The sequence below is a fragment of the Pseudomonas lijiangensis genome (assembly GCF_018968705.1).
Classification (GTDB): Bacteria; Pseudomonadota; Gammaproteobacteria; order Pseudomonadales; family Pseudomonadaceae; genus Aquipseudomonas; species Aquipseudomonas lijiangensis.
This window is the reverse complement of sequence record NZ_CP076668.1, coordinates 2289872-2311615: the sequence shown is the minus strand read 5'-3', so window position 1 is coordinate 2311615 and position 21744 is coordinate 2289872. Positions and strand designations below refer to the sequence as shown.

Sequence of the window (21744 nt, the reverse complement as noted above, 5' to 3'; positions counted from 1 at the left end):
CTTGATGCGTTGATGCTCGATAAGTCTCAAGCCAACTCGCCCCCGCGCCGGCAATCTTGTGAGCTAGACCTGAGGACTTTCTGCTTCGAGCGCCTCGCTCCAAATTAGCGATTTGGAATACCCGATGCGTCCGACAACAGGGTGTAGCAAGCGCTGGTACTTCAGCGGACGTTCGAATCCCCAGCGCATCATTTTAATGGAAATACCGACTAGCCATCCTTGAACTGCTATCAACGCAGCGTTCGATACGGCGCAACAATGTCAGCTGCTACCCTAGGTGGTATCAGCTAGAGGAGCAACCCACGGAATCAGATCCTGCACGACCGCGCGTTCATTCACAGATGGCAGAGCGGGGTATACGTCAGGATGGACTGGAGCCAGCGTCGATTTCGCGTTGCCGTTTTCTCTCAAGATAACGCTTATGCATGATGGTCGCCCCTTGATCCTCCAGCCACTTCATCAATGCCGACACCTGAGAAATCGCATGCAAGAATTTCTCGGTAGTGATGTGGATATGAGGTCGGTATAACCATTGCCGACTCTCACCATCGGACTCCTCAATCAGGCTCTTCTCTCGATCACTCACGAAAAAGGGGCTCGGCATTTTTCGAAGCGCATCATCAGAATATCGAGAGGTCTCAAAAATCAATGGGTCAGGGTGTTGGATGCTATTCCTGGCCAGAACGAGCTCTTCAATCAAAGCAAAATCGAAGGGGCCATCCTCAAACCGGTCTGAGCCATGGGCCAGATAGAACGCCCGGTAGCCATTTGGCCACCCGCCATTTTTGAATGCAGATTTGAGTGAAGGCCCAGGGGCTATGCAGTCGCTTTAACCCAGTCCGTGTAACCCTTCGCACCACCGCCGTAATAGTCATCTCGTGTGGACTCCGCCAGTGGCTTATCCTGCTTGAATCGCTCTACAAGATCAGGGTTGGCAATGAATGGCCGTCCGAATGCCACAAGGTCGACCAAACCCGCTTCCCGGCGCTCGATGGCCAGTTCAAGGTCATAGCCATTGTTGCCCATGTAATTACCCTTGAACCGCTTGCGCAAAGCATCCAGGTCAACGCCTTCAGGTAGGTCGCGAGAGCCTGCTGTGGCACCCTCAACAAAGTGCAGGTAAGCAAGGTCATAAGCGTTCAGCTTGTCGATCAGATACCCGTAAGTTTCCATGACCTGGCTGTCCATCGGAGTGTTCCCGGCATCGGGCGTAGTCGGCGAAAGGCGGATGCCAACGCAACCGCTATCCCACACCTCAAGCACCGCCTCCACAATTTCGCGCGTCAGGCGTGTACGATTTTCGATGGATCCACCATACCGATCCGTGCGCTTGTTCGTGGAGTCTCGGATGAACTGGTCGAGTAGATAACTGTTCGCTGAATGCACCTCGACACCGTCGAAGCCTGCCCGCTTTGCGCACTCAGCGGCATGCCTGTATTGCCCAGATAGATTGGCAACCTCTTCCGTAGTCAGCGCCCTGGGTACCGAGACCCTCTCAAAACCGTTTTCTGTGAACGTGTGTCCCTCAGCTTGAATCGCAGACGGTGCGACCGGAGCACCACCCTCTGGCTGCAGAGAAGTATGGGAAAACCTACCGACATGCCAAAGCTGACAAACAATCTTGCCGCCGGCCTCATGTACCGCCTCCGTCACCATCTTCCATCCGGCGACCTGTTCATCACTCCAGATACCAGGGGTGTAGGCATAACCTCTCCCTTGCAAGGAGATATTTGTGGCCTCGCTGATGATTAGTCCGGCAGTCGCTCGCTGGGAGTAGTAGGTTGCATGCAAAGCCGTCGGGACGCCATCTGAGCCCATGCGGCTCCTGGTCAATGGGGCCATCGCAATCCGGTTGGAAAGCGTTAGATTACCCACGGTGACAGTGTCGAAAAGATCAGTAGAGCAAGGTATGGACGACATTTTTGATCTCAAAGAAGTATTTGGCTCGCACCCTACTTACCAATTCGGAGCTGGTGAAGATCGTCCAGGAGAACAACACTGGTTCTCGCTGTTTACCAATCTGCCAAACGATGCTGAGCAGCGTGTGAAAAGTCGCCACTGGATTCTTGCTAATCTAGGCGCTTATTTTCGAGGGTGTATCTGATGGATGTCTTTCACTCGATGCAGGTTTTCGTCAGCGTCATCGAAACCGGCAGCTTCACTAAAGCCGCGCAAGCCCTACACCTACACCGCCCCGCCGTATCCAAGACGATCCAGCTTCTCGAGCAGCAACTGGGTGTTCGGCTGCTCAACCGGACGACCCGTCAGGTCAATCCAACCCCTGAGGGCGAGGCGTTTTATAAGCGTTGCAAAACGATCCTTGCAGATGTTTCGGAGACCATGTCTTCTTTGGGCAATCGCCCTGCCCGGCTTAACGGAAAGCTACGTGTAGACATGCCGGTTAGCCTTGCGAAGCTATTGATTATTCCAGCACTGATGGACTTTCAAAGCCAGTACCCAGGAATTGAGCTCACCATCGGAGCGAGTGACAAACCCATCGACATGCTCAGTGAAGGTGTTGATTGCGTGGTCAGGATGGGGGAGCTTGAAGACTCCAGTCTGATCGCTAGTAGTATCGGCTACCTGCCCATGCTGACGTGCGCTGCCCCCTCCTACCTTACGAGCTTTGGCACACCTGAGACCTTGGCTGACCTTGAAACACACCGCGCCGTAAATTACTTCTCAGGCAACAACCCCCGCCCTATCGAATGGGTGTTCACGGTGGGTGATCAAGTGGAAGGAATGCGTTTGGAGTCGGGGATCAGAGTCAATGACACCGAGGCATTTGTGGCATCTGCATTGGCTGGTTTTGGTCTGCTCCAGGGGTTGGAAATTTCTCTACGTAGCCATTTGCAAGATGGTTCGCTCGTCCAGGTGCTCAGTGAGTTTGAAGTACCAGCAAAGCGGGTTTCGATCCTGTATCCGCACCGCGAACTTTTGCCACCCAAAGTGGAAGTCTTCATAGAATGGTTGAAGGCGCTGATGGCTACCCACCATCTGGCGTGATTCCCATTGGTATTTTCTGGATAACAGTGTGTGTCTGCAGGCGCTCTTCCTGAAGCTACTGCGAGCGATTAATTTTGTCCTTTTCCGTGTCGCAGGAGCTGGCAATGTCTAAAGTCGTTCGTTTTCACCGCATGGGTGGCCCTGAAGTCCTACAAATTGATGACGTGACTGTGCGAGCGCCTGCCGCCGGTGAAGTGCGCATCAAGGTAAAAGCACTCGGGCTGAACCGTGCCGAGGCTATGTACAGGTCGGGCCAGTACACCTTCACCCCGCAGATGCCAGCGATCCTCGGGTATGAAGCAGCGGGCACCGTTGAATCGGTCGGTGAAGGTGTCTCTGAATATGCCGTAGGCGACGAGGTGAACGTCATTCCAGCGTTCTCTTTTGCAGATTACGGCATGTATGGAGAGCTAGTCGTCGCACCTGTTCACGCGCTTGTGAAGCAACCGAAGGGACTGACATCCATTCAGGCAGCTGCGACATGGATGAAGTACGTAACTGCCTACGGCGCGTTAGTCGACATCGGCAACCTGCAGAAAGGCGAGACCGTCTTGATACGTGCGGCATCGAGTAGCGTTGGGTTGGCGGCCATTCAGATCGCAAACCTCTTGGGCGCCATTCCCGTGGCGCTGACCCGCACCAGTGAAAAACGACAAGCACTTCTGGATGCAGGCGCTGCGCACGTCATTGCAACGAAGGAGCAGGATCTGGTTGCCGAGGTGGGCCGTATTACTGAGGGTAAAGGCGCGCGCATGGCGTTTGATCCAGTCGGCGGCCCTGAGGTCGCAAACATCCTTCGAGCACTTTCGTACCTGGGTATCTTTTTCCAATACGGAGCGCTTGAAACCGCCGACTTGAGTGTGCCTGTCATGGAACTGCTGGGCAAAGATCTGACCATTCGCGGCTATCAGCTCTTTGAGATCACTCAAGATATAGAACGCCTGAACCGCGCCAAAGACTTCATCACTAAAGGGTTAGAAAGTGGCGCCCTGCAGCCGGTGGTTTCAAAAACGTTCCCTTTCAGCGAGATGGTTCAAGCGCACCAGTACATGGAGTCGAATGCGCAGATCGGGAAAATAGTCATCGAAATATAATCCACGCACGACTTGGTCAGTCGTACTAATCAGCTGTCTCGGATTGCTCTACAGAGAGGAGCAGTCCTGACGAATTCTGCCCCCCACGTCGACCGAGCGCCAAGTCATGTTGAAGTCTTCAGATTCGTTCATGATTGCTCCTGTAACCCATACGGCAAAGGACACCTATCGTAAGCGTGGCTCCCTTTAAGGAAACCACGCCTTCATAGGGCATGACGCGTTTACTTCAAACGCGCATTTTTTGCATGCCGCTGAGCCTTCACAACTTCTGGGGTCGTACGATTCTCAATGGCCTTGCGCTTGGTTTCTTCATCGCCGCCCACGACATGATCAACGTCGTTCATAAGAGCTTCAAAACCTTGACGCGCAACCTCAGTTTTATCGTTTTTCTTCGATTCGCCGATTGCACTGTTGGCCATGCCTGCGTTCTTGTGGAACTCGCTGTCAGTCGCGCCTGGAAGCAAGGCGGTAACTGTGACGCCGGTATCACGAAGCTCTTCACGCAGAGACTCGGCAAAGGAAAAGCCGAATGCCTTGGACGGGCCGTAGACTGTTTCGTAGGGAGTTGGCTGAGTCGCGGAAATTGACGAGGTGATGAGGATACGCCCCTTCCCGTTGGCGACCATATGCTGGGCGACCCGCTTGGCCATGTGCACAGTGCCAGTGATGTTGATGGCGATCAGTTTGAAGTCATCTTCAAGCTTGTTATCGATGAACGCACCGCCCTGGCCGATGCCGACGTTCAACGCAGCGGCTTCAAGTGGACGATTCAACGCTACGACGAAATCCCAGAGACCTTGAACGCCCTCGTAGGTGGCCGCATCGGCCCGATGAGGAAAACACTCAACACCTAACTTCTTGATTTCTTCCGCAGATCTCTCAACTTTGTCACTCGAACCAGAAATGACCAGGTCAAACCCGTTCTGGGCAAAGTGCTTCGCAAGCTCGAAACCGATTCCTGAGGAACCCCCAGTTACTAAGGCGAGTGGTCGTGTAGCAGCCATGATTTTCTCCTCTGAGTAAATGTGTGTCACTTACCATCGGAGAGTCGCCAGAGCCGAACGATCCATGAACTGGATTCAACGGAGCGTTGGTGCACATACAAGGTCATCCCAGTTCCATAACGGTCGGACGCTGTGCCCCTAACTCAAAGAGGAACAGAAAATGTCGAATCTGGAAAACACGGTAACCATCATTACTGGCGCCTCATCGGGCATTGGCGCAGCGAGTGCGCTGAGGCTTGCAAGTCAAGGGAGCAAGATTGTGTTGGCGGCTCGGAACGAGGAAAAACTCAAGAAGCTCGTGTCGCAAATCAAGGATGCAGGCGGAGAAGCGTCGTACTACGTCATCAATGTGTCCGAACGCTCTAGCCTGGACGATCTCGTCAGGTTCACGGTTTCTAAGTACGAGAAGGTAGACAGCCTGGTGAACAACGCTGGACTCATGCTGTTTTCTGATTGGAAGGACGTTGCAGTCGATGACTGGGATCAGATGATCGATACAAATATCCGTGGATATCTGCATGCCATCGCGGCTGTGCTACCAGGCATGATTGCCCAAGGGCATGGCAAAATCCTGAACATGTCTTCCGTAGCCGGTCTCCACGTGGGCGGCTCAAGCGGAGTCTACAGCGCGACAAAATTCTTCATCCGAGGCATCACAGAAAGCCTGCGTAAAGAGGTCGGTGTTGAGAACGGCATCCAGGTATCCATGATCAGCCCTGGCGTAATTGATACCGGTTGGGCAGACAAGGTGAACAATAGCGAAGGCAAAAAGGCAGCTCAGGAGTTGAACAAGATTGCCATAACGCCTGAGCAGGTTGCCGAGGCAGTGGCGTATACCCTAGACCAGCCTAACGACCTCACCATCAACGACATTGTTATTCATCCGACCAAACAGGACTGGTAAGGCAACTTCGGCGACCAACTCAGATTGGTCGCCGACGTGTTGGAAGCTTGCGATCCTCAATCAATCGTCCTGATCTTCCAACCCTGATCCAGGGCGCGCTCCTTTCGCATGCAAACCGGCAGTCACTGTGTCAGGGAGTAGGTTGTTCACCACATTGCCGATGAACTTGCTGATTCAACACGTTCCAAGTGACAAAGGGGCGCTCGTGCAACCCCGCCTCTCCAATCGGCAACAGCACCGAACACGTCGCCCTCCCCTAAAAACCAGCCTCTTCTAGCTTTTTCATCTCGTCGATCCCAAGGCATGCGTCGTGATTTTTAGTTTTCAAGAAAGAACATTGCCCCAATGAATGGGGCAATGAACGCTATGCGCTTAACTACGAAGCGTTGATGGTAGCTCGGACCTGATCAAGCTTTTTATTCGACTTCACGCAACCAGGAATAGGCAGGCTTGAAGCCAAGGACGCGCTTGGCTTTCTCATTCGAAAGTAGCACTTCGTTCCCATTGATCTCCTTACGCCGCTCAATGCTCGGATAATGCTGATCAAGCAGCTCGCTGCTTGGTGTACGCATGACTGTCTCGTCGTTGGTGATGAAGAATTCATCCTTACCGCGGACGTCATAATGCAATGCCAATTCAATGCCCTGCGCTACGTCCCGGTTGTCGACGTATGTCCAGAAATTCCAAAGGCGAACAGTGGGGTCGTCCTGCCATGTCTCGAATTTGGCGTACTCTTCCGGGTTCATGACGTTGGACAGACGCAAGCAGGTGATGCGCAGGGATGGGTCATTCAAGCAGAACTGGCGAGCCATTTCTTCGCCCAGCACCTTGGTCAAGGAGTAGACGTTGTACCCACGCATTGGGTAGTCTTCATCCACCGGCACATAAGGCGCATCCGTTTTGTCGTAAGGCACACCAGTGCCCACTTCACTCGCCGCCCAGATGATATTTTTAATACCGAGGCGACGGCACGATTCAAAAACGTTGTAGGTCACCGTCATGTTGAGGCGGAACTCGTCGCTGTCCGGAAGCATACGCGGGTGGGGCATACTCGCTAGATGAATAACGGCATCGAATGCCTCGCGCTCTGGTCGGGCGTACACGTCTTTACCAACCGACGACAGGGCATCTAAAGCTTGTCCAAAATCCTCCAGGTTGGCCTTCATCATCGGCTCGTCGAGATTGAGCGGGTCATCCTTATCTATCACGAAGACGTCATGACCGCGCTCCCGCAGATAGGGAACCAAAACTTTACCGATCTTGCCATGACCACCAGTGACAGCCACCCGCTTAATTGGTTGGTGCATTTCTTCCTCCCAGGCTCATTTTCAATCAAATCGCTTACCCCTGTACTGACTGCTGCGTGATGCGAAGAACCCTTAGATTTCAGTCAACACTTGATTGAAATCAGCTCAACGCTGGTTGCGGGTATGCTTTCTGTGATGCGGCGCCCGGCGAGGTCAAGCGGCTAACGAATCGAAGATCTGATGGAGGATTTATGAAGTATGTGAAGCTGGGCAACACAGGCCTGGATATCTCCAGACTTTGTCTCGGGTGTATGACCTTTGGCGAACCAGATGCTGGCACACACCCTTGGACAATAGGAGAAGAATCAAGTCGACCCATCATCAAGCACGCGGTGGAGCATGGGATTAACTTTTTCGATACCGCGAACAGCTACTCCGCTGGAACGTCTGAAATCATTGTTGGCAAGCTTCTAAAAGAGTTCACGCGTCGAGAAGAGACCGTGATCGCTACGAAGGTATTTTTCCCTGCGAATATGTGGGAAGGCTCAACAAAACCAAATGAAAAAGGCCTCTCCCGTAAAGCAATCATGGCCAGCGTTGATGCGAGCCTGACTCGTTTGGGTACCGACTATATCGACCTGTATCAGATTCATCGTTGGGACTACGACACCCCGATCGAAGAAACGATGGAAGCTCTGCATGACATCATCAAGGCAGGTAAAGCCAGGTACATAGGCGCATCCTCCATGTACGCGTGGCAATTCGCTAAAGCTCAGCAAGTAGCGGTGGCGAACGGTTGGAGCAAATTCGTATCCATGCAGAACTACCTGAACCTGGTGTATCGAGAAGAGGAGCGAGAAATGATCCCGCTCTGCCTTGATCAAGGTGTTGGACTGATGCCATGGAGTCCTATGGCTCGCGGCAGGTTGACCAGGCCGCAAGGCAAGCAGACGGAGCGCACCAAAACTGATGTCACCGGACAGTCGTTCTATCAAGCTACAGAAGTTGAAGACGGTCGTGTGATTGACGTCGTAGAGCAGGTCGCCGGTGAACGAGGTGTACCGATGGCGCAGATTGCGTTGGCATGGGTATTGGCCAAGCGCGGAGTATCAGCCCCCATTGTTGGTGCCTCCAAGCCCTCCCAACTGGACGACGCAGTTGCGGCGCTGGAGCTGGTGCTGACGGACGATGAAATCGAACGCCTAGAGGCTCCATACGTGCCTCATGCGGTGACTGGGTTTTCCTGAATTAGCCCAAAATACCGGCAGCGTTAAAAGCCCTGCCGGTACAAGGGTAGTTGCATTACCGTCGAACACTACGCTGAGATCGCTCAAGCAAATGTACTTGGGTCAGGGCCCAAGCGTTTTCCACTATCCAGCGCAGCGAATGCGGCCAGGTCAGACGTATCCAAAGAGAAGTCGAAAACGTTGAAATTCTCATAAATACGCGAAGGCGTGATGGATTTCGGGATCGCAATCAGTCCGAGCTCTATGTGCCAGCGAATAATGACCTGAGCCGCTGTTCTACCGTGCTTGCGGGCAATTTCTGATATAGCCGGATTACTAAGCGCACTCCCCTGCCCCAATGGACTCCAAGACTGCGTAGCAATACCCATTGATTCGTGGACATCCCTAAGCTCGCGCTGCTGCAGGAAAGGATGAAGCTCGATCTGATTTAGAACCGGTGCGACTCCTGTCTCCTCGGTCAGCCTTTGCAAATGGTCTCGATTAAAGTTGGAAACACCAATAGATTTGGCCTTTCCAATGCGCTGCGCTTCGATCAATGCTCGCCAGGTATCCACATAGTCGTTTTGGCTGGGTACCGGCCAGTGAATGAGGAGCAGATCGACGTAATCAACCTTCAGCCGCTTCAGGCTGGCATCCAGCGCTGCTGTAGCGGCATCAAAGCCGTGGGCGTTATTCCAAACCTTGGTGGTCAGAAACACTTGCTCCCGAGGTGCGCCAGAGTCTCGAAGACCTTCACCGACACCCTTCTCGTTTCCGTAGATCGATGCAGTGTCCACATGACAATAACCCTCTTCAATCGCGACACGGACAGCGGCACGCGCTTCGTCATCGCTGGCTTGCCATACTCCCAGACCAATCTGCGGGATACGCTGTGCGTCAGATAGTTGAATAGTCAGCTGTTGCTTTACCATGAGCCAATCTCCTAAATTTTGAACTGTGGAAGGCGAGATGCTCGGAGCTCACCGGGTAATGTCTCGCCCTCATTATTACGACTTGGCAGCGCCGGTCGACATGGAGCGCTTTTCAACGCCGATGGAGATAGCAAAAAAGATGATGCCGAGAACGGCCAGGCCTGCGCCAACCCAACCCGTGGATGCCCAGCCGAGGCCACCAGCGATGGCGAGTCCGCCCAGCGATGCACCGACAGCGTTGGAGATGTTGAAAGCACTGTGATTGAGTGCCGCTGCAAGTGTTTGAGCTTCGCCGGCAACATTCATCAGGCGCACCTGAAGTGCGGGTACCAGTGCGAATCCGCAGCCGATGAGAAACAGTACAGCCAATGTCCCGATCCCAGATGATGCAAAAACATAAAAGCCTGTCAGAAACACCGCGTTCCAGATCATGATGTAGAAGATTGCAGGCACCAGGGCGCGGTCTGCCAACCACCCGCCTATCAGATTGCCAACGATCATCCCGCCCCCCCAGAGCGCCAGAACCATAGGTACTTGCCCGGATGAAAAACCTGTCACCTCGGTGAGCGTCGGGGTGATATAGCTGTACACCGAAAACATCCCGCCGAAGCCAATTGAGGCGGTGGCAAGCGTCAGCCAAAGCTGTGGTTTTTTAAGTCCACCGAGTTCAGATTTCGGGCTCGCAGACTCGTCACGGGGGATGGTCGGGATGAATATCCAAAATAGAAGGATGGCAATAACTCCACCCGCTGCGAGCGCAGCAAACGCTCCCCGCCACCCGAAGAGTTGACCGATCCACGTAGCAGCCGGTACACCGACAACATTGGCCGCGGCCAACCCCGCCATTACGTAGCCGGCAGCTTGGGCTTTTCGGTTTTCAGCCACCATGGCCGCGGCCACCAGACAGGCGACGCCGTAATAGGCGCCATGCGGCAGACCGGCCAGGAAACGTGCCCCCAGCAAGGTTGCGTGATTCCAGGCGACAGCACTTGCTCCGTATCCAACAGCAAACAACGCAAGCAAAGCGATCAGTAGAGCCTTGCGAGGCCAACGTGCGGCGAGGATCGCAATGAGAGGTGCACCAACTACGACGCCAAGGGCGTAGGCCGTGATGTAACCCCCCGCGACCGGTATGGAAACGTCGGTGCTCGACGCCAAACCTGGAAGCAGACTCATGGACGCGAATTCACCCGTCCCGATGAACAGGCCGCCCAAGCCGAGCATGGTGATGGCCATGCCTATCCCGTGCGGAACATCAATGGCCGGCTGGGTTTGCGAAGGGCTTGTATCGACACTGGATTGACTGGTCATCAACGATGCCTCCGATGAAGCGGTACCGAGGGCACGCTTTAGAAATGAAGGGGACGGCACCTGCTTGGAGGAGGTGCCAAGGATGGGCTGATCGAGACAGCGCCAGAATTACTTGTCGGCAATATCAGCGACGTAATCCGTGAATTTGCCTGCGTAGTCTTTGTGCCAGCGAGAGAGCGCTGGACGGTTCTGAATCATGTCATCTGCTGCCCACTGCATGCGTCGCTGATCCAATTCCCAACTGGATTCGTTGTCTTCACAAAAAATGTAGAAGTCCCCGCGGGCCATTTTCTCGACCATGCGCTCAGCGACCTGATCGGCTGTCCATGGACTGTCTGGCTTGTGTGTATCGCGGGTCATACCCGGGAAGTTCATAGGCGTGAACGTGTATCCGGGGATCAAGAGGTGAGCTGTAATACGGTCGCCTACTTTTTCACGTAGCTCATGGGCCAGCTGTTCCGTAAGGACTTTGACCGCTGCTTTTGAGAGTGAATATGCCGCGTTCCCGGGGCGAGTAGTGATGCCTTCTTTCGAACCAAGGTTGACGATGGCAGCAGCCCCGCTTTGTGAAAACATCGTTTCCACAAAAAGCTGTTGAAGCGTCAATACGCTCCAGAAGTTGATGTCCATCAGCGTCCGCCATTTGGACATGCCCTCCCATGGGCCAGCCCCTTTAATGATGGCTGCGTTGTTTACCAACAGGGATACTTCACCGAGCTCACATGACTCTTCATACAACTGATGCAGGTCACTTTCAGATGTGACATCGCCTTTGATGGCGAGCAATTTCACACCTTGAAATTCGTTGAGCAATGTCTTGCTCGCCGCGTCCAGTGCAGCCGAATCGCGATCAAAAAGAACCACGCTCATGCCCTCACTGGCGACTCGCCGCGCTATGGCGTAGCCGATACCCATTGCTGCGCCGGTAACGACCGCAACAGCACCTTTGCGAATGGCTGGATGATTCATGGAGATGTTCTCCCGGCTGAAATTGCGTCAGCGGGTAGTTGACGCGGCAATAGTTGAGTAGAATTAATGGTACATGAGGCAAAACACAGGATTGATTAGCAAAACCACATCACCCGTTGAATTAATCTCAACCATGGATTCGTCATGCCTGTACTGCCTACAACGCGGCTTTCTCGTGCAGACCTCGCCGATCTGAACTCCTTTCTCGTTGTTGAGAGGATGCGAAGCTTCACCAATGCGGCGGTCGAGCTCGGTATCACAACCTCGGCGCTGAGTCATGCCATCCGAAATCTGGAAAGTCGGCTTGGGGTTCGGCTGTTGAATCGAACAAGCAGGACGGTGTCTCCGACTGATGCGGGAGCTGCTCTTGCCAAGCGATTGGCTGTGGGTTTTACCGAGATAAGCGGCGCTTTGGCAGCGTTAGATCGGCATAGAGATCGACCTTCCGGCAGACTTCGTCTGAACGTGTTAGCCGACGGCGCACGTTTACTATTCACGAAGTTTCTTCCTCCATTTCTGGAGGCTTACCCCGAGGTCTCGGTGGAAGTCGCAGTAGACGACAAAATGGTCGATATCGTCGCAGCAGGCTTCGATGCCGGCATCCGTTTTGGCAATACGATTCCTGAGGACTTCATTGCCGTTCGACTTAGTGAGGATCTGAGGTGGGTGGCAGTGGCTTCACCTCGATATTTGAATGCTAATGCTCGCATCCTGGTTCCCGAGGATTTGAAGAACCATAACTGCATCCAGATTCGAACGGGTAACGGCGTCATCTACCGCTGGGATTTCGAAAAAAATGGTGATCACCAAGCCATCGATGTTCCTGGGCAGCTCTGTGTAAACGAGACTGCTTTCGGGATTGAGATGGCTCTGGCGGATCGAGGAATCACTTACTGCCTCGAAGAACGCGTTAGCGGTCACCTGGCTCGCGGTGAGCTGCAAATTGTGCTTCCGGATTGGGCGCCCATCGAACCAGCTTTTTATCTTTACTACCCAGGACGCCGGCAGATGCCGCCCGGTCTTCGGGAACTGGTGGATTTGTTTCGAGCAGCCTTACCCTCTTGAACAAGAGCATAACGGAGAATGCTCAAATCGCGCCGACCTTGGGATGCAATGAGATCCATGGGCTTCGCGTTCTTCCGTCCAAACATGACGAAATGTCATGAAACAAAGAGAGACCCCAGCAGCCTTCTGCCCCGATTATCCTCCTTCAACTGGCCACCCAACTGGCCGCTTATGACGTGGACGATTGAATGCTTCATGATGAGTTCGGAAGCTTGGCAGCATTTGTAGTCGTTGCCGAAGCTCAAAGTTTTACCCGTGCTGCGGGAAAGCTAGGTACCTCCCAATCAGCGGTAAGCCACAAGATCCGCAGACTGGAAGCGCGCCTGGGAATTCGCCTTCTGACCCGAACAACACGCAGCGTAGCCCTTACCGAGGCTGGTGAACGATTACTCGAAACGTTGCGCCCGGCACTCGCGATCATCGAGGCACAGTTGGGTGCCTTGACTGTCGTAGGTGACAAGCCCGCAGGGAATGTGCGCATAACAACTGCCGATCACGCGTCCGAAACAATCCTTTGGCCGATCCTGCGACGCGTACTCCCTGACTACCCTGACGTTGCTGTCGAGGTCACTGTCGACAACAGCTTTGTCGACATCGTTGCTGAGCGCTACGACGCCGGCATAAGGCTAGGTGAGAACGTAAACAAAGACATGATTGCCGTTCCTATCGGGCCGCCAGAACAAATGATCCTTTTCGGGTCACCCGAATATTTGGCAAAACATCCGCCCATAAAGTCCCCAGACGATCTTGCACTTCATCAATGCATCAACCGACGACATGCCTCTCTTGGCGGATTCTCAGCATGGCAATTTGAAAAGGACGGCGAGCAGGCTCAAATTCGGGTTTCGGGGCAACTGGCATTCAATCGGCCTGAAATGATTGTGGAGGCCGTACTGGAGGGCTTCGGTTTGGGGTATCTACTGAAGTCGCAAGTGGTTGAACAGCTGGAAGCAGGGCGAATCGTTTCCCTCTTGGCAGACTGGTGCCCTCCGTTCCCTGGGTATCATCTCTACTACCCTAGTCGACGCCAAAACACTCCTGCATTTCAAATGTTGGTAAATGCGCTGCGATATACCGAGGAGTCGACATCTCGTAACTCCGCTGGACAGGCGTCATACCGAGCATGAGGCTTGATCAGGTTGCGTGAATTGCGCGAGAAGGATGCTCGAGGGGCTCCCCGGTTCTGGTATCAAGCCTGTGCAGCCCTCTTGCTTGTGACATGCCAGTAAGTTTTCGCGCTGGAACCTCTTCCCTCAGAGAGATGCGCTCTAACTTTCAATAATGGAACATCACTAACCGTGCCCGTCGCACGGACATCAGAACAAATGAAACACGGCCTGATGGGACGAACTGATCCCTCCCCAGGGATCTTATTCGTATGGTCAAAACCAGCCATCAGAGGGGTTGGGTCAGCAGGACGTTCCACCCACCTACCTCCAAGCGCCTTGTAAAGCGTGACTGGACTGTTAGCTCGGGAAAGGAGAAAAGCCTTGGATGAGTTTCATCTCATTGCCCTCCTTCAGCTTGAAGACCTTCGTCGCTGACAGAGGCTTTCTTCTCGCGCCTGGACGTCGTCAGTTTGCTGATCACGACGAAAAATAGCGGCGTCATAAAGATGGCGAGGAAAGTGGACGCAAGCATGCCACCGATGACTCCCGTACCGATTGCATTCTGGCTCACAGACCCAGCACCACTGCTGAACACCAGCGGCATGACGCCGAGAATGAATGCGAGAGACGTCATCAAAATAGGACGAAGACGAAGACGGGCGGCTTCGATGGCAGCCTCTACAACCCCCATCCCCTTGTCCTGCAGATCCTTGGCGAACTCCACAATGAGGATCGCATTTTTTGCTGCCAAGCCGACCGTAGTCAGCAGTGAAACCTGGAAAAACACATCGTTTTCCATCCCTCGCAGCAGCGCTGCTGCCAAGGCGCCCAAGATCCCCAGCGGAACGACCATGATGACTGAGATAGGGATCGACCAACTCTCGTACAAGGCTGCCAGACAAAGGAACACGAATACGATAGAGATCGCATACATCAGAGGTGCCTGAGAGGCGGATTGCCTTTCCTGAACAGAGATACCCGTCCACATGTAGCTGATGCCTGGTGGTAAATCTTTCAGTACCTCTTCCATCGCATCCATGGCTTGTCCGGTGGAATACCCTTCAGCGCCGTTGCCGTTGATTTGAATGGCAGGCACACCCTGATACCGCTCAAGTTGTGGTGACCCATGAATCCACTCTCCTGATCCGAAGGCACTGAAAGGCACCATGTCACCGGATCTGTTGCGGATGTACCAATCATTCAGATTCTCGGGCGTCATTCGCCATTTAGCGTCCGCTTGGACATAGACGCTCTTGATCCGGTTATCCATATCCAGGAATTTATTCACGTATGCAGAGCCCCATGCGACAGAGAAAGCCTGATCGATACCTTCTGCGGTCAACCCCAACGCACTGGCTTTTTCCCGGTCAATGTTCACCTTGAATTTCGGCGTATCACTCAAGCCGTTTGGTCGAACGTTTTGCATAACCGGAGATGCATTGCCACGAGCAATAACATCATCACGCGCGGCCATCAGGGCGTCGTGTCCTACACCGCCACTGTCCATAAGCTCCAGGTCAAAGCCTGAAACGTTTCCCAACCCTGGGATGGCAGAGGGGTTGCCCGCAGAGATATTGGCATCCTTGTAGGCAGCAAACCGCTCGTTGATCCGGGCAACGAGATCCTGGGCGCGAGTCGCATCTCCTTCACGCTCAGCAAAATCTTTCATCTGCACAAAGATGATGCCTGATGTCTGAGCACGTCCTGGAAAGCTGTAGCCGTTGATCTCCCAGGTCGATCTGACGATGTCCTTCTCGTCACCGCGAAGGTAGGCGCTGACGTCGTCCAAAGCCCGGGTTGTACGCTCTTGCGTCGCACCTGGTGGAGTCGTGACTACTACGAAGATACGGCCTTGATCTTCATCCGGCAGGAAACCTGTAGGGACGCGAAAAAACATGAACACTGCGGCGGCTGTGAGCAGTACATACAGCAGCATTGAGCGGGAGGAGCAGCGAATGACCCGTTTGACGCTTGAATGGTAACGCTCCTGTCCTTTGTCGAACACTCGATTGAACCAGCCAAAAAATCCGGTCTTTTTCTGATGATCTGAGCCGATAGGTTTGAGCATCGTTGCGCAGAGTGCCGGGGTCAGGATCAGAGCGGTGAGAACGGAAAGGATCATCGCGACGACAATGGTGAGGGAAAACTGTCGGTAGATCGCTCCGACCGAACCGCTGGCGAAAGCGACCGGAACGAATACGGCGCCTAACACCACAGCGACCCCAACCAACGCTCCGGTAATCTGCCCCATTGCTTTGCGAGTAGCCTCCTTGGGGCTAAGCCCGTCCTCCGCCATCACGCGCTCAACGTTCTCAACCACGACAATCGCGTCGTCAACCAACAAGCCAATCGCGAGCACAAGTCCAAACATCGACAAAGTGTTGATGGAAAATCCAACTGCTGCCATTGCAGCGAACGTGCCGAGCAAAACGACCGGCACGGCAATAGTCGGAATAAGCGTGGCGCGCAGATTCTGCAAGAACAGGTACATGATCAAGAAGACCAGCACGATCCCTTCAATCAATGTATGGACCACACCTTCAATCGACGCCGTCACAAACGGCGTGGTGTCCTGCGGATACGTTACGACAACGCCTGGCGGCGCAAACGGTGCGAGCTCTGCTACACGCTTACGTACTCGCTCTGCTACTTCCAGCGCGTTTGCGCCTGTAGCCAACTGAATACCAATCGCGGAGGCTGCCTGACCGTTATAGAGCGTCAGGTAGTTATAATCTTCGCCTCCCAATTCGACTCTGGCCACGTCCTTAACCCGAACCTGAGAACCGTCGGGTTCGACCTTCAGCAAGATGTTCTCGAACTCGGCAGGCGTGCGTAACAACGTAGCTTCAGTAATTGTGGCTTGCAGCATCTGGCCAGGAGCAGGTGGCGTTCCCCCCAGCGATCCACCAGCGATCTGTACGTTCTGTGACGCGATAGCCTCAGTGACATCGGTCGGGTTCAGCTTGTAATTATTGAGTTTCCCGGGATCCAGCCAGACACGCATCGCGAACTGGCGCCCGTAAAGCTGAACCTGGCCCACTCCATCAAGTCGACTTACCGGATCCTGAATATTTGACGCCACATAGTTGGAAAGCTCATCGCGATTCATCGCTCCATCGGAGGAGATGAACCCGACAGTAAGCAACGTACTGCTGTTGGATTTGGTCACTTCGATGCCAGTCTGCTGAACAGTCTGGGGCAACTGAGGGGTCGCGAGCTGTAGCTTGTTTTGCACTTGAACCTGGGCAATGTCCGGGTTAGTCCCTGGTGCAAAGGTGAGCGTGATCGCTGCCTGCCCGAAGTCGTCGCTGGTAGAGGACATGTACATCAAGTGATCCAGACCACGCATTTGTTGCTCGATGACCTGCGTGACCGTGTTTTCCACAGTGGCAGCGGAGGCTCCGGGATACCGGGACTGGATCTGAATGGTGGGGGGCGCAATCGTGGGATATTGAGCAACAGGGAGCGAAAAAATTGCCGCCACTCCCGCCAACATCAAAATGATTGCCAACACCCACGCAAAAATCGGACGATCAATAAAAAAATTTGCCATGAGGCACGGGCTCGCTTTTCTAAGAGTGAGGGGCCTATGCGCGGGGGCTAGGATTGGATTCGGTTTCGGGCGCAGAGCCCGTGGCTGTGGCGCCATGCTGCTGAGCAGGAACGGTCTTGACCAGTGAGCCAGGGCGGACTTTGCCAGTACCCTCCACTATCACGCGGTCACCAGGTTTCAATCCACTCGTCACTACCCAGTCGCTGCCGCGTGTCCCTGCGGTGGTCAGAACAGCTTGCGAGACCTTGTCATCCCGCCCCACAACCAACGCGATCGGCCGGCCTGACTGATCATGAGTAATGCCTACCTGAGGAATAAGCATGGCGCTCGCATTGGTGCCTTCCTCAAGACGCGCTCTCACAAACATTCCCGGCAACAGCATTTGATCCTTGTTGGGGAATACCGCCCGAACGGTTACCGACCCGGTACCTTGGTCAACACTCACGTCCGAAAACTGAAGCTTTCCCAAGTGCGAATACGCACGACCATTTTCCAAAGTGAGCGCTACTTTTACTGCGCCGCTTCCTTGAGTTTGCAGACGCCCTTCCTGAATGTCGGTACGCATCTTCAGCCCACTTGCGCTTGACTGCGTAAGGTCGACGTACATCGGATCAAGCTGCTGGACGGTTGCCATAAGGGTCGCGCCACTGGCTTGCACGTAAGCACCAGGAGTGACGTCCGACACGCCTATGCGTCCGCTGATGGGCGATACGACGTCGGTGTAACTGAGATTGATCTGCGCGCGCTCCACTGCTGCCTGACCCGCTGCGACGTCTGCGGCTGCCTGGCCATGGGTGGCGACTGCATTGTCATAGGTTTGCTTGCTGATCGCGTTGCCAGCTACCAGCACTTGATAGCGCTCGACCTGAGCGTTTTGCGCAACAAGGTTAGCCTTCGCCCTCGCCAAGGTAGCCTTCGCGCTATTGAGCGCTGCGACATAGGGTGCAGGATCAATTTTATAGAGCCGCTGGCCCGCCTTGACGTTAGCGCCTTCCATGAATTCACGATGTAAGACGATCCCATCCACTCGGGCGCGCACCTGCGACACCAGGAACGCACTGGTGCGTCCAGAGAGGTCGCTGTATACAGGAACCGAACTGGTTTTCACCGTAATGACACCGACCTCAAAAGGCTTCGGCACAGCAGTCTCTTGCTGTTTCTCGCACCCTGAGAGGGCAACAACAAACAGCAGAATACCGCCGGAGTAACCGGCTTTTGACTTTAAATTAAACATGTCGACCTCAGTCTGATATGACAAAAGAAAGCGCGAGCGAAAGCTCTTGTCATGTCTTACTCATACATTCATGTATGCCCGTAAAACACGTATGTATGTTGGTTAAACAATGATGCCCGGCTCTGCCAAACGCTGAGCGCATTGATAACTGCGCTCAGGGCCTGATCTTTTTGACTGCTATTATTGTGAGCGCCTCATGACGTAATATTTACAGAGGCATTGCAAAGACCAATTAACAACTCAGCGGGCAGTGCGTAACGTAAACTCCGTAATCTCAGATGGCACGCCCAGTCGAATAGGAAAACCCATCCACAGTCCTGTTCCGTTACTGACATAAAGTTTCATTTTACCGACGTCATATCCGCGAGAAGCAAAGCCTTCATTCGCGTTCGCAACGAAAATACTCAAGGCTTTGATCATGCCGCCGTGCGTGTGGCCTGATAGCTGAACATCCACTCCTGCCGCTTCGTTGATTACTGCCCCCTCTGGCCTGTGACTCAGTAAAATTGTCGTCGATGAAGGCGAGCCCCCTTCCAACGCTTTTTTCAGGTCAGGGCCGGCAAAGCCGTAGTTCGTTGCTGCTGCATCAGTTACTCCGGCGATATTCAACTCCGCAGCCTTATGCTGAACCACCTCGTGCTCGTTGGTCAGCATACGTATCCCTAACCCCTGAAGCACCGGCTCCCACTGGGCGTAATTGAAGTAGTATTCATGATTACCCGGGATTCCGATTACGCCATGCGGCGCGCGAAGATCGTTTAGCGGCGCAACGTCTGCTCGTCTCGCCTCAGTGGAACCGTCGATGAAATCTCCGGTGACGACGATGAGATCCGCAGACAAGGTGTTGGTGCGCTCGACAACCGCGCGCACCCATGGCTCTGGAAATAGACGGCTGATGTGCAGGTCGCTCAATTGCACAAGCCTGAAGCCATCAAGCTCCGTCGGCAGTCCTTCAATAGCGAGCTCCACACGGCGTACCTCTGGCACCTGGATGGCCTGATAGGCTCCAACCCCACCCAGGCCGGCAGCGGCGACTGCAGCAACAACATGTAGCTTGCATCCGATAACCTTCAGGGCATCGCGGCCGCCTATTAATCGGACAAGGAGACTAAATACGTCAGTGACCAGCATAAAAACGAAAAGCAGAACAAAAGAGCAAAACATCCAGCCAAGAACAAGCACTACCGGGTAAGGAAGTTCTGGCGACCACATATTTCCGTAAAACAGTACGGAGAGCAGGTGATATTTCGAAGCAACCAGAAGCACAAATCCGATGAGCCCACGACTCATCCAAGACAATGGCAGCGGGTAAACGAAACGCACAAGCACATAGAGATATGCGATGGTCAGATAAATATGAAACACGATTCCTACCTAATTCAAAGATGTTTGAAGACGCTGGCCAAGCCTGACCCGCGCGCTAGTTTTGATGATACCGTTGGCTTCTTCTCACGGAGGTTTAGACGAGCCGCATGAAGCAGTGAATTAAATTCATCGATCACGGATGCCCCCCATGAAAGCCGCGCCTAGAAGTGAGTCGACGAAAGACATGCGTCCAACGCCGAAACGTCCGGTAACTCAAAACATGCCTCAGCAGTCGCTAGATCTCAGCCTTTGCGAGGAACTGGCTTCAAATCTGGAACAGGTTCAAGCGAGGCTCGATAACCATCTTTATCAGTGAGCAATAATCGCGCTTGCGTCCCCCAGCCACCGATAAATACGTCTGCCTTCCCATCACCATCAAGGTCGCCCTGGCCCATGCTCCAGCTACGACCTACAGTGATGCCTGGCACCACCCCTAGCGTTACGTCCTTGAAGCGACCTTGGCCATCGTTTTCCCAAGCTTGCAGTTGAAGCGGTACAAAACCGGGCACCTGGATGGCGCCCACCAGTAAATCTGGTTTTCCATCAGAGTTAAAATCAACGACCGTGCCGGCCCAGCTGGAGAACGCGTGGGTTGGTAGCCTCCCCCGGGTTTGATCCTTGTAGTGTCCGTTGCCGTCGTTAATGAGAATGCGAGTCTGTGGATCTTTGTCCCATCCAAAGTTGTTGCTCGTGATGTTGAAAAAGACGATGTCCATGTGGCCATCCTGATTCACATCTACTGCATGCACCTCCCGCGTTTCCATAGGGACAAGGAGCTCCAGGCGGTCGGAAGCATCTGTGAAATACCCTTTGCCGTCGTTGAGCAATAAGCGGTTCGGATGAGCTGGGCTTGCGAGAACCATGTCGAGGTCTCCGTCTCCATCCATGTCCGCCAAAGCGATGCTTTCGGTTTGGTCATTGGTTTTTGGAAGATGGCTTTGCGTTGCATTGATGAAGTGCCCAGGCCGCTTGGGGTCATTCAAAAACAGCAGGTTCCGGGCGGGGATAATTTTGGCGTCGGGGGCGTAATCTGTTTCGCCAGTGCTTCCAATGATGATGTCCGGCAGCTTGTCGCCATTGACATCACCGAGTGCCAAGCCGTTTCCTTGACTGGTTGCAGGTAACCGATCGCTGGCATCCACAAAGCCACCCCTTCCATCCCCCAAGAACAGCTGATGCACCTCGTCCGCTTCAGCAACAAAGACGACATCCGCGTTGCCGTCACCGTCGAAGTCAGCGGTACGCACGTGCTCACTGTCATGAGTAACTTTGCCAAACGCACCAGGTTTGTTCGTGAGCCGGCCTTTACCATTATTCAAATAGAGGCGATTGACACCGTGCTCTACTGAGACGACCACGTCGAGGTCACCGTCGTGATCTACATCGATGAAAACCGAGTCGGTGGAATGAAGGCTAGGCTCGATAGGCACATGAGTGGCAGTCGCATCAACGTACACGCTGGAGGGGCGTTCAGGAATGAGGTCAAAGGCATCCGCTGCATGGCCTTGCGAGGCCGCATTAGCACTCGTGACAAAGGAGATAAAAATCCCCGACGTTGCCACTGCAAGAGACGATTTGAATTTTGGAGTCATGAACGCTTCCTTCAATCATTCAATCTGCCAGCATACGCCGTAGGAATAATCATTATTAAGCGCTGTTCATGAGTTTATTAGAGGGACGATGGCGAATGGGTATATGACGAAATCTCATTAATACGCGAGAGAT

General features: G+C 53.8%; 18 protein-coding genes. 7 read left to right on the top strand and 11 right to left on the bottom strand.

The features are described from left to right. Positions 1-361 precede the first annotated feature (361 nt). Both KQP88_RS10115 and KQP88_RS10110 read right to left on the bottom strand, forming a co-directional pair. A complete protein-coding gene (locus KQP88_RS10115; protein ID WP_216705563.1) occupies positions 362-700 on the bottom strand; it encodes a hypothetical protein in 339 nt (112 codons plus the stop codon). A 116-nt stretch (positions 701-816) separates the two neighbouring features. Then, complete coding sequence (locus KQP88_RS10110) at positions 817-1920, bottom strand: alkene reductase (RefSeq protein ID WP_216705562.1); 1104 nt, start codon at positions 1918-1920, stop codon at positions 817-819. Here KQP88_RS10110 and KQP88_RS10105 point away from each other — a divergent pair. The 3 genes from KQP88_RS10105 (at position 1910) to KQP88_RS10095 (ending at position 4100) form a co-directional block, all read left to right on the top strand. Beyond that, entirely contained in the window at positions 1910-2104 is a 195-nt protein-coding gene (locus KQP88_RS10105; protein WP_216705561.1) for a hypothetical protein, read from the top strand. The two genes, KQP88_RS10110 and KQP88_RS10105, sit on opposite strands and share 11 nt — an antisense overlap. Next, entirely contained in the window at positions 2104-3006 is a 903-nt protein-coding gene (locus tag KQP88_RS10100; protein WP_216705560.1) for a LysR family transcriptional regulator, read from the top strand. The genes KQP88_RS10105 and KQP88_RS10100 overlap by 1 nt, the downstream gene beginning before the upstream one ends. 104 nt (positions 3007-3110) lie before the next feature. Further along, positions 3111-4100 carry a zinc-dependent alcohol dehydrogenase family protein gene (locus tag KQP88_RS10095; protein WP_216705559.1) on the top strand — a complete coding sequence of 330 codons (990 nt, stop codon included), beginning with the start codon at positions 3111-3113 and terminating at the stop codon, positions 4098-4100. Between the two features lie 221 nt (positions 4101-4321). Here the strand turns inward: KQP88_RS10095 and KQP88_RS10090 are convergent, their stop codons facing one another. Then, positions 4322-5104 (bottom strand): SDR family NAD(P)-dependent oxidoreductase, encoded by a 783-nt coding sequence (locus tag KQP88_RS10090; RefSeq protein WP_216705558.1) that lies wholly within the window; start codon positions 5102-5104, stop codon positions 4322-4324. 160 nt (positions 5105-5264) lie between these two features. Between KQP88_RS10090 and KQP88_RS10085 the strand changes: the two genes are divergently transcribed. Then, the gene (locus KQP88_RS10085; RefSeq protein ID WP_216705557.1) at positions 5265-6008 is read left to right on the top strand and encodes an SDR family oxidoreductase; all 744 of its coding nucleotides are present in this window, start codon (positions 5265-5267) and stop codon (positions 6006-6008) included. Positions 6009-6424: 416 nt separating this feature from the next. Here the strand turns inward: KQP88_RS10085 and KQP88_RS10080 are convergent, their stop codons facing one another. Continuing rightward, positions 6425-7315 (bottom strand): NAD-dependent epimerase/dehydratase family protein, encoded by an 891-nt coding sequence (locus tag KQP88_RS10080; protein WP_216705556.1) that lies wholly within the window; start codon positions 7313-7315, stop codon positions 6425-6427. A 191-nt stretch (positions 7316-7506) separates the two neighbouring features. On the opposite strand from KQP88_RS10080, the gene KQP88_RS10075 reads away from it, so the two are divergent. After that, positions 7507-8502 (top strand): aldo/keto reductase, encoded by a 996-nt coding sequence (locus KQP88_RS10075; RefSeq protein ID WP_216705555.1) that lies wholly within the window; start codon positions 7507-7509, stop codon positions 8500-8502. Between the two features lie 83 nt (positions 8503-8585). On the opposite strand, the gene KQP88_RS10070 is transcribed toward KQP88_RS10075, so the two are convergent. From KQP88_RS10070 to KQP88_RS10060, 3 genes are all read right to left on the bottom strand, one after another. Then, complete coding sequence (locus KQP88_RS10070) at positions 8586-9413, bottom strand: aldo/keto reductase (protein ID WP_216705554.1); 828 nt, start codon at positions 9411-9413, stop codon at positions 8586-8588. Positions 9414-9488: 75 nt separating this feature from the next. Next, positions 9489-10649: an MFS transporter gene (locus KQP88_RS10065; protein ID WP_216705925.1), complete on the bottom strand. Its 1161-nt coding sequence runs from the start codon at positions 10647-10649 to the stop codon at positions 9489-9491. A gap of 183 nt (positions 10650-10832) precedes the next feature. Beyond that, positions 10833-11693, bottom strand: coding sequence for an SDR family NAD(P)-dependent oxidoreductase (locus KQP88_RS10060; protein ID WP_216705553.1), 861 nt, complete (start codon positions 11691-11693; stop codon positions 10833-10835). Positions 11694-11837: 144 nt separating this feature from the next. On the opposite strand from KQP88_RS10060, the gene KQP88_RS10055 reads away from it, so the two are divergent. Together KQP88_RS10055 and KQP88_RS10050 are read left to right on the top strand one after the other, a co-directional pair. Further along, on the top strand, positions 11838-12758 hold the full coding sequence (locus tag KQP88_RS10055; RefSeq protein WP_216705552.1) for a LysR family transcriptional regulator: 921 nt from the start codon (positions 11838-11840) through the stop codon (positions 12756-12758). 188 nt (positions 12759-12946) lie between these two features. Next, positions 12947-13885 (top strand): LysR family transcriptional regulator, encoded by a 939-nt coding sequence (locus tag KQP88_RS10050; RefSeq protein ID WP_216705551.1) that lies wholly within the window; start codon positions 12947-12949, stop codon positions 13883-13885. A gap of 379 nt (positions 13886-14264) precedes the next feature. Here KQP88_RS10050 and KQP88_RS10045 read toward each other — a convergent pair whose 3' ends face one another. The 4 genes from KQP88_RS10045 to KQP88_RS10030 form a co-directional block, all read right to left on the bottom strand. Further along, positions 14265-17420 carry an efflux RND transporter permease subunit gene (locus KQP88_RS10045; protein ID WP_216705550.1) on the bottom strand — a complete coding sequence of 1052 codons (3156 nt, stop codon included), beginning with the start codon at positions 17418-17420 and terminating at the stop codon, positions 14265-14267. A 34-nt stretch (positions 17421-17454) separates the two neighbouring features. Further along, positions 17455-18654 (bottom strand): efflux RND transporter periplasmic adaptor subunit, encoded by a 1200-nt coding sequence (locus KQP88_RS10040; protein ID WP_216705549.1) that lies wholly within the window; start codon positions 18652-18654, stop codon positions 17455-17457. Positions 18655-18894: 240 nt separating this feature from the next. Continuing rightward, positions 18895-20019 (bottom strand): metallophosphoesterase, encoded by a 1125-nt coding sequence (locus KQP88_RS10035; protein ID WP_216705548.1) that lies wholly within the window; start codon positions 20017-20019, stop codon positions 18895-18897. 242 nt (positions 20020-20261) lie between these two features. Beyond that, positions 20262-21611 carry an FG-GAP repeat domain-containing protein gene (locus KQP88_RS10030; protein ID WP_216705547.1) on the bottom strand — a complete coding sequence of 450 codons (1350 nt, stop codon included), beginning with the start codon at positions 21609-21611 and terminating at the stop codon, positions 20262-20264. Between the last annotated feature and the right edge of the window lie 133 nt (positions 21612-21744).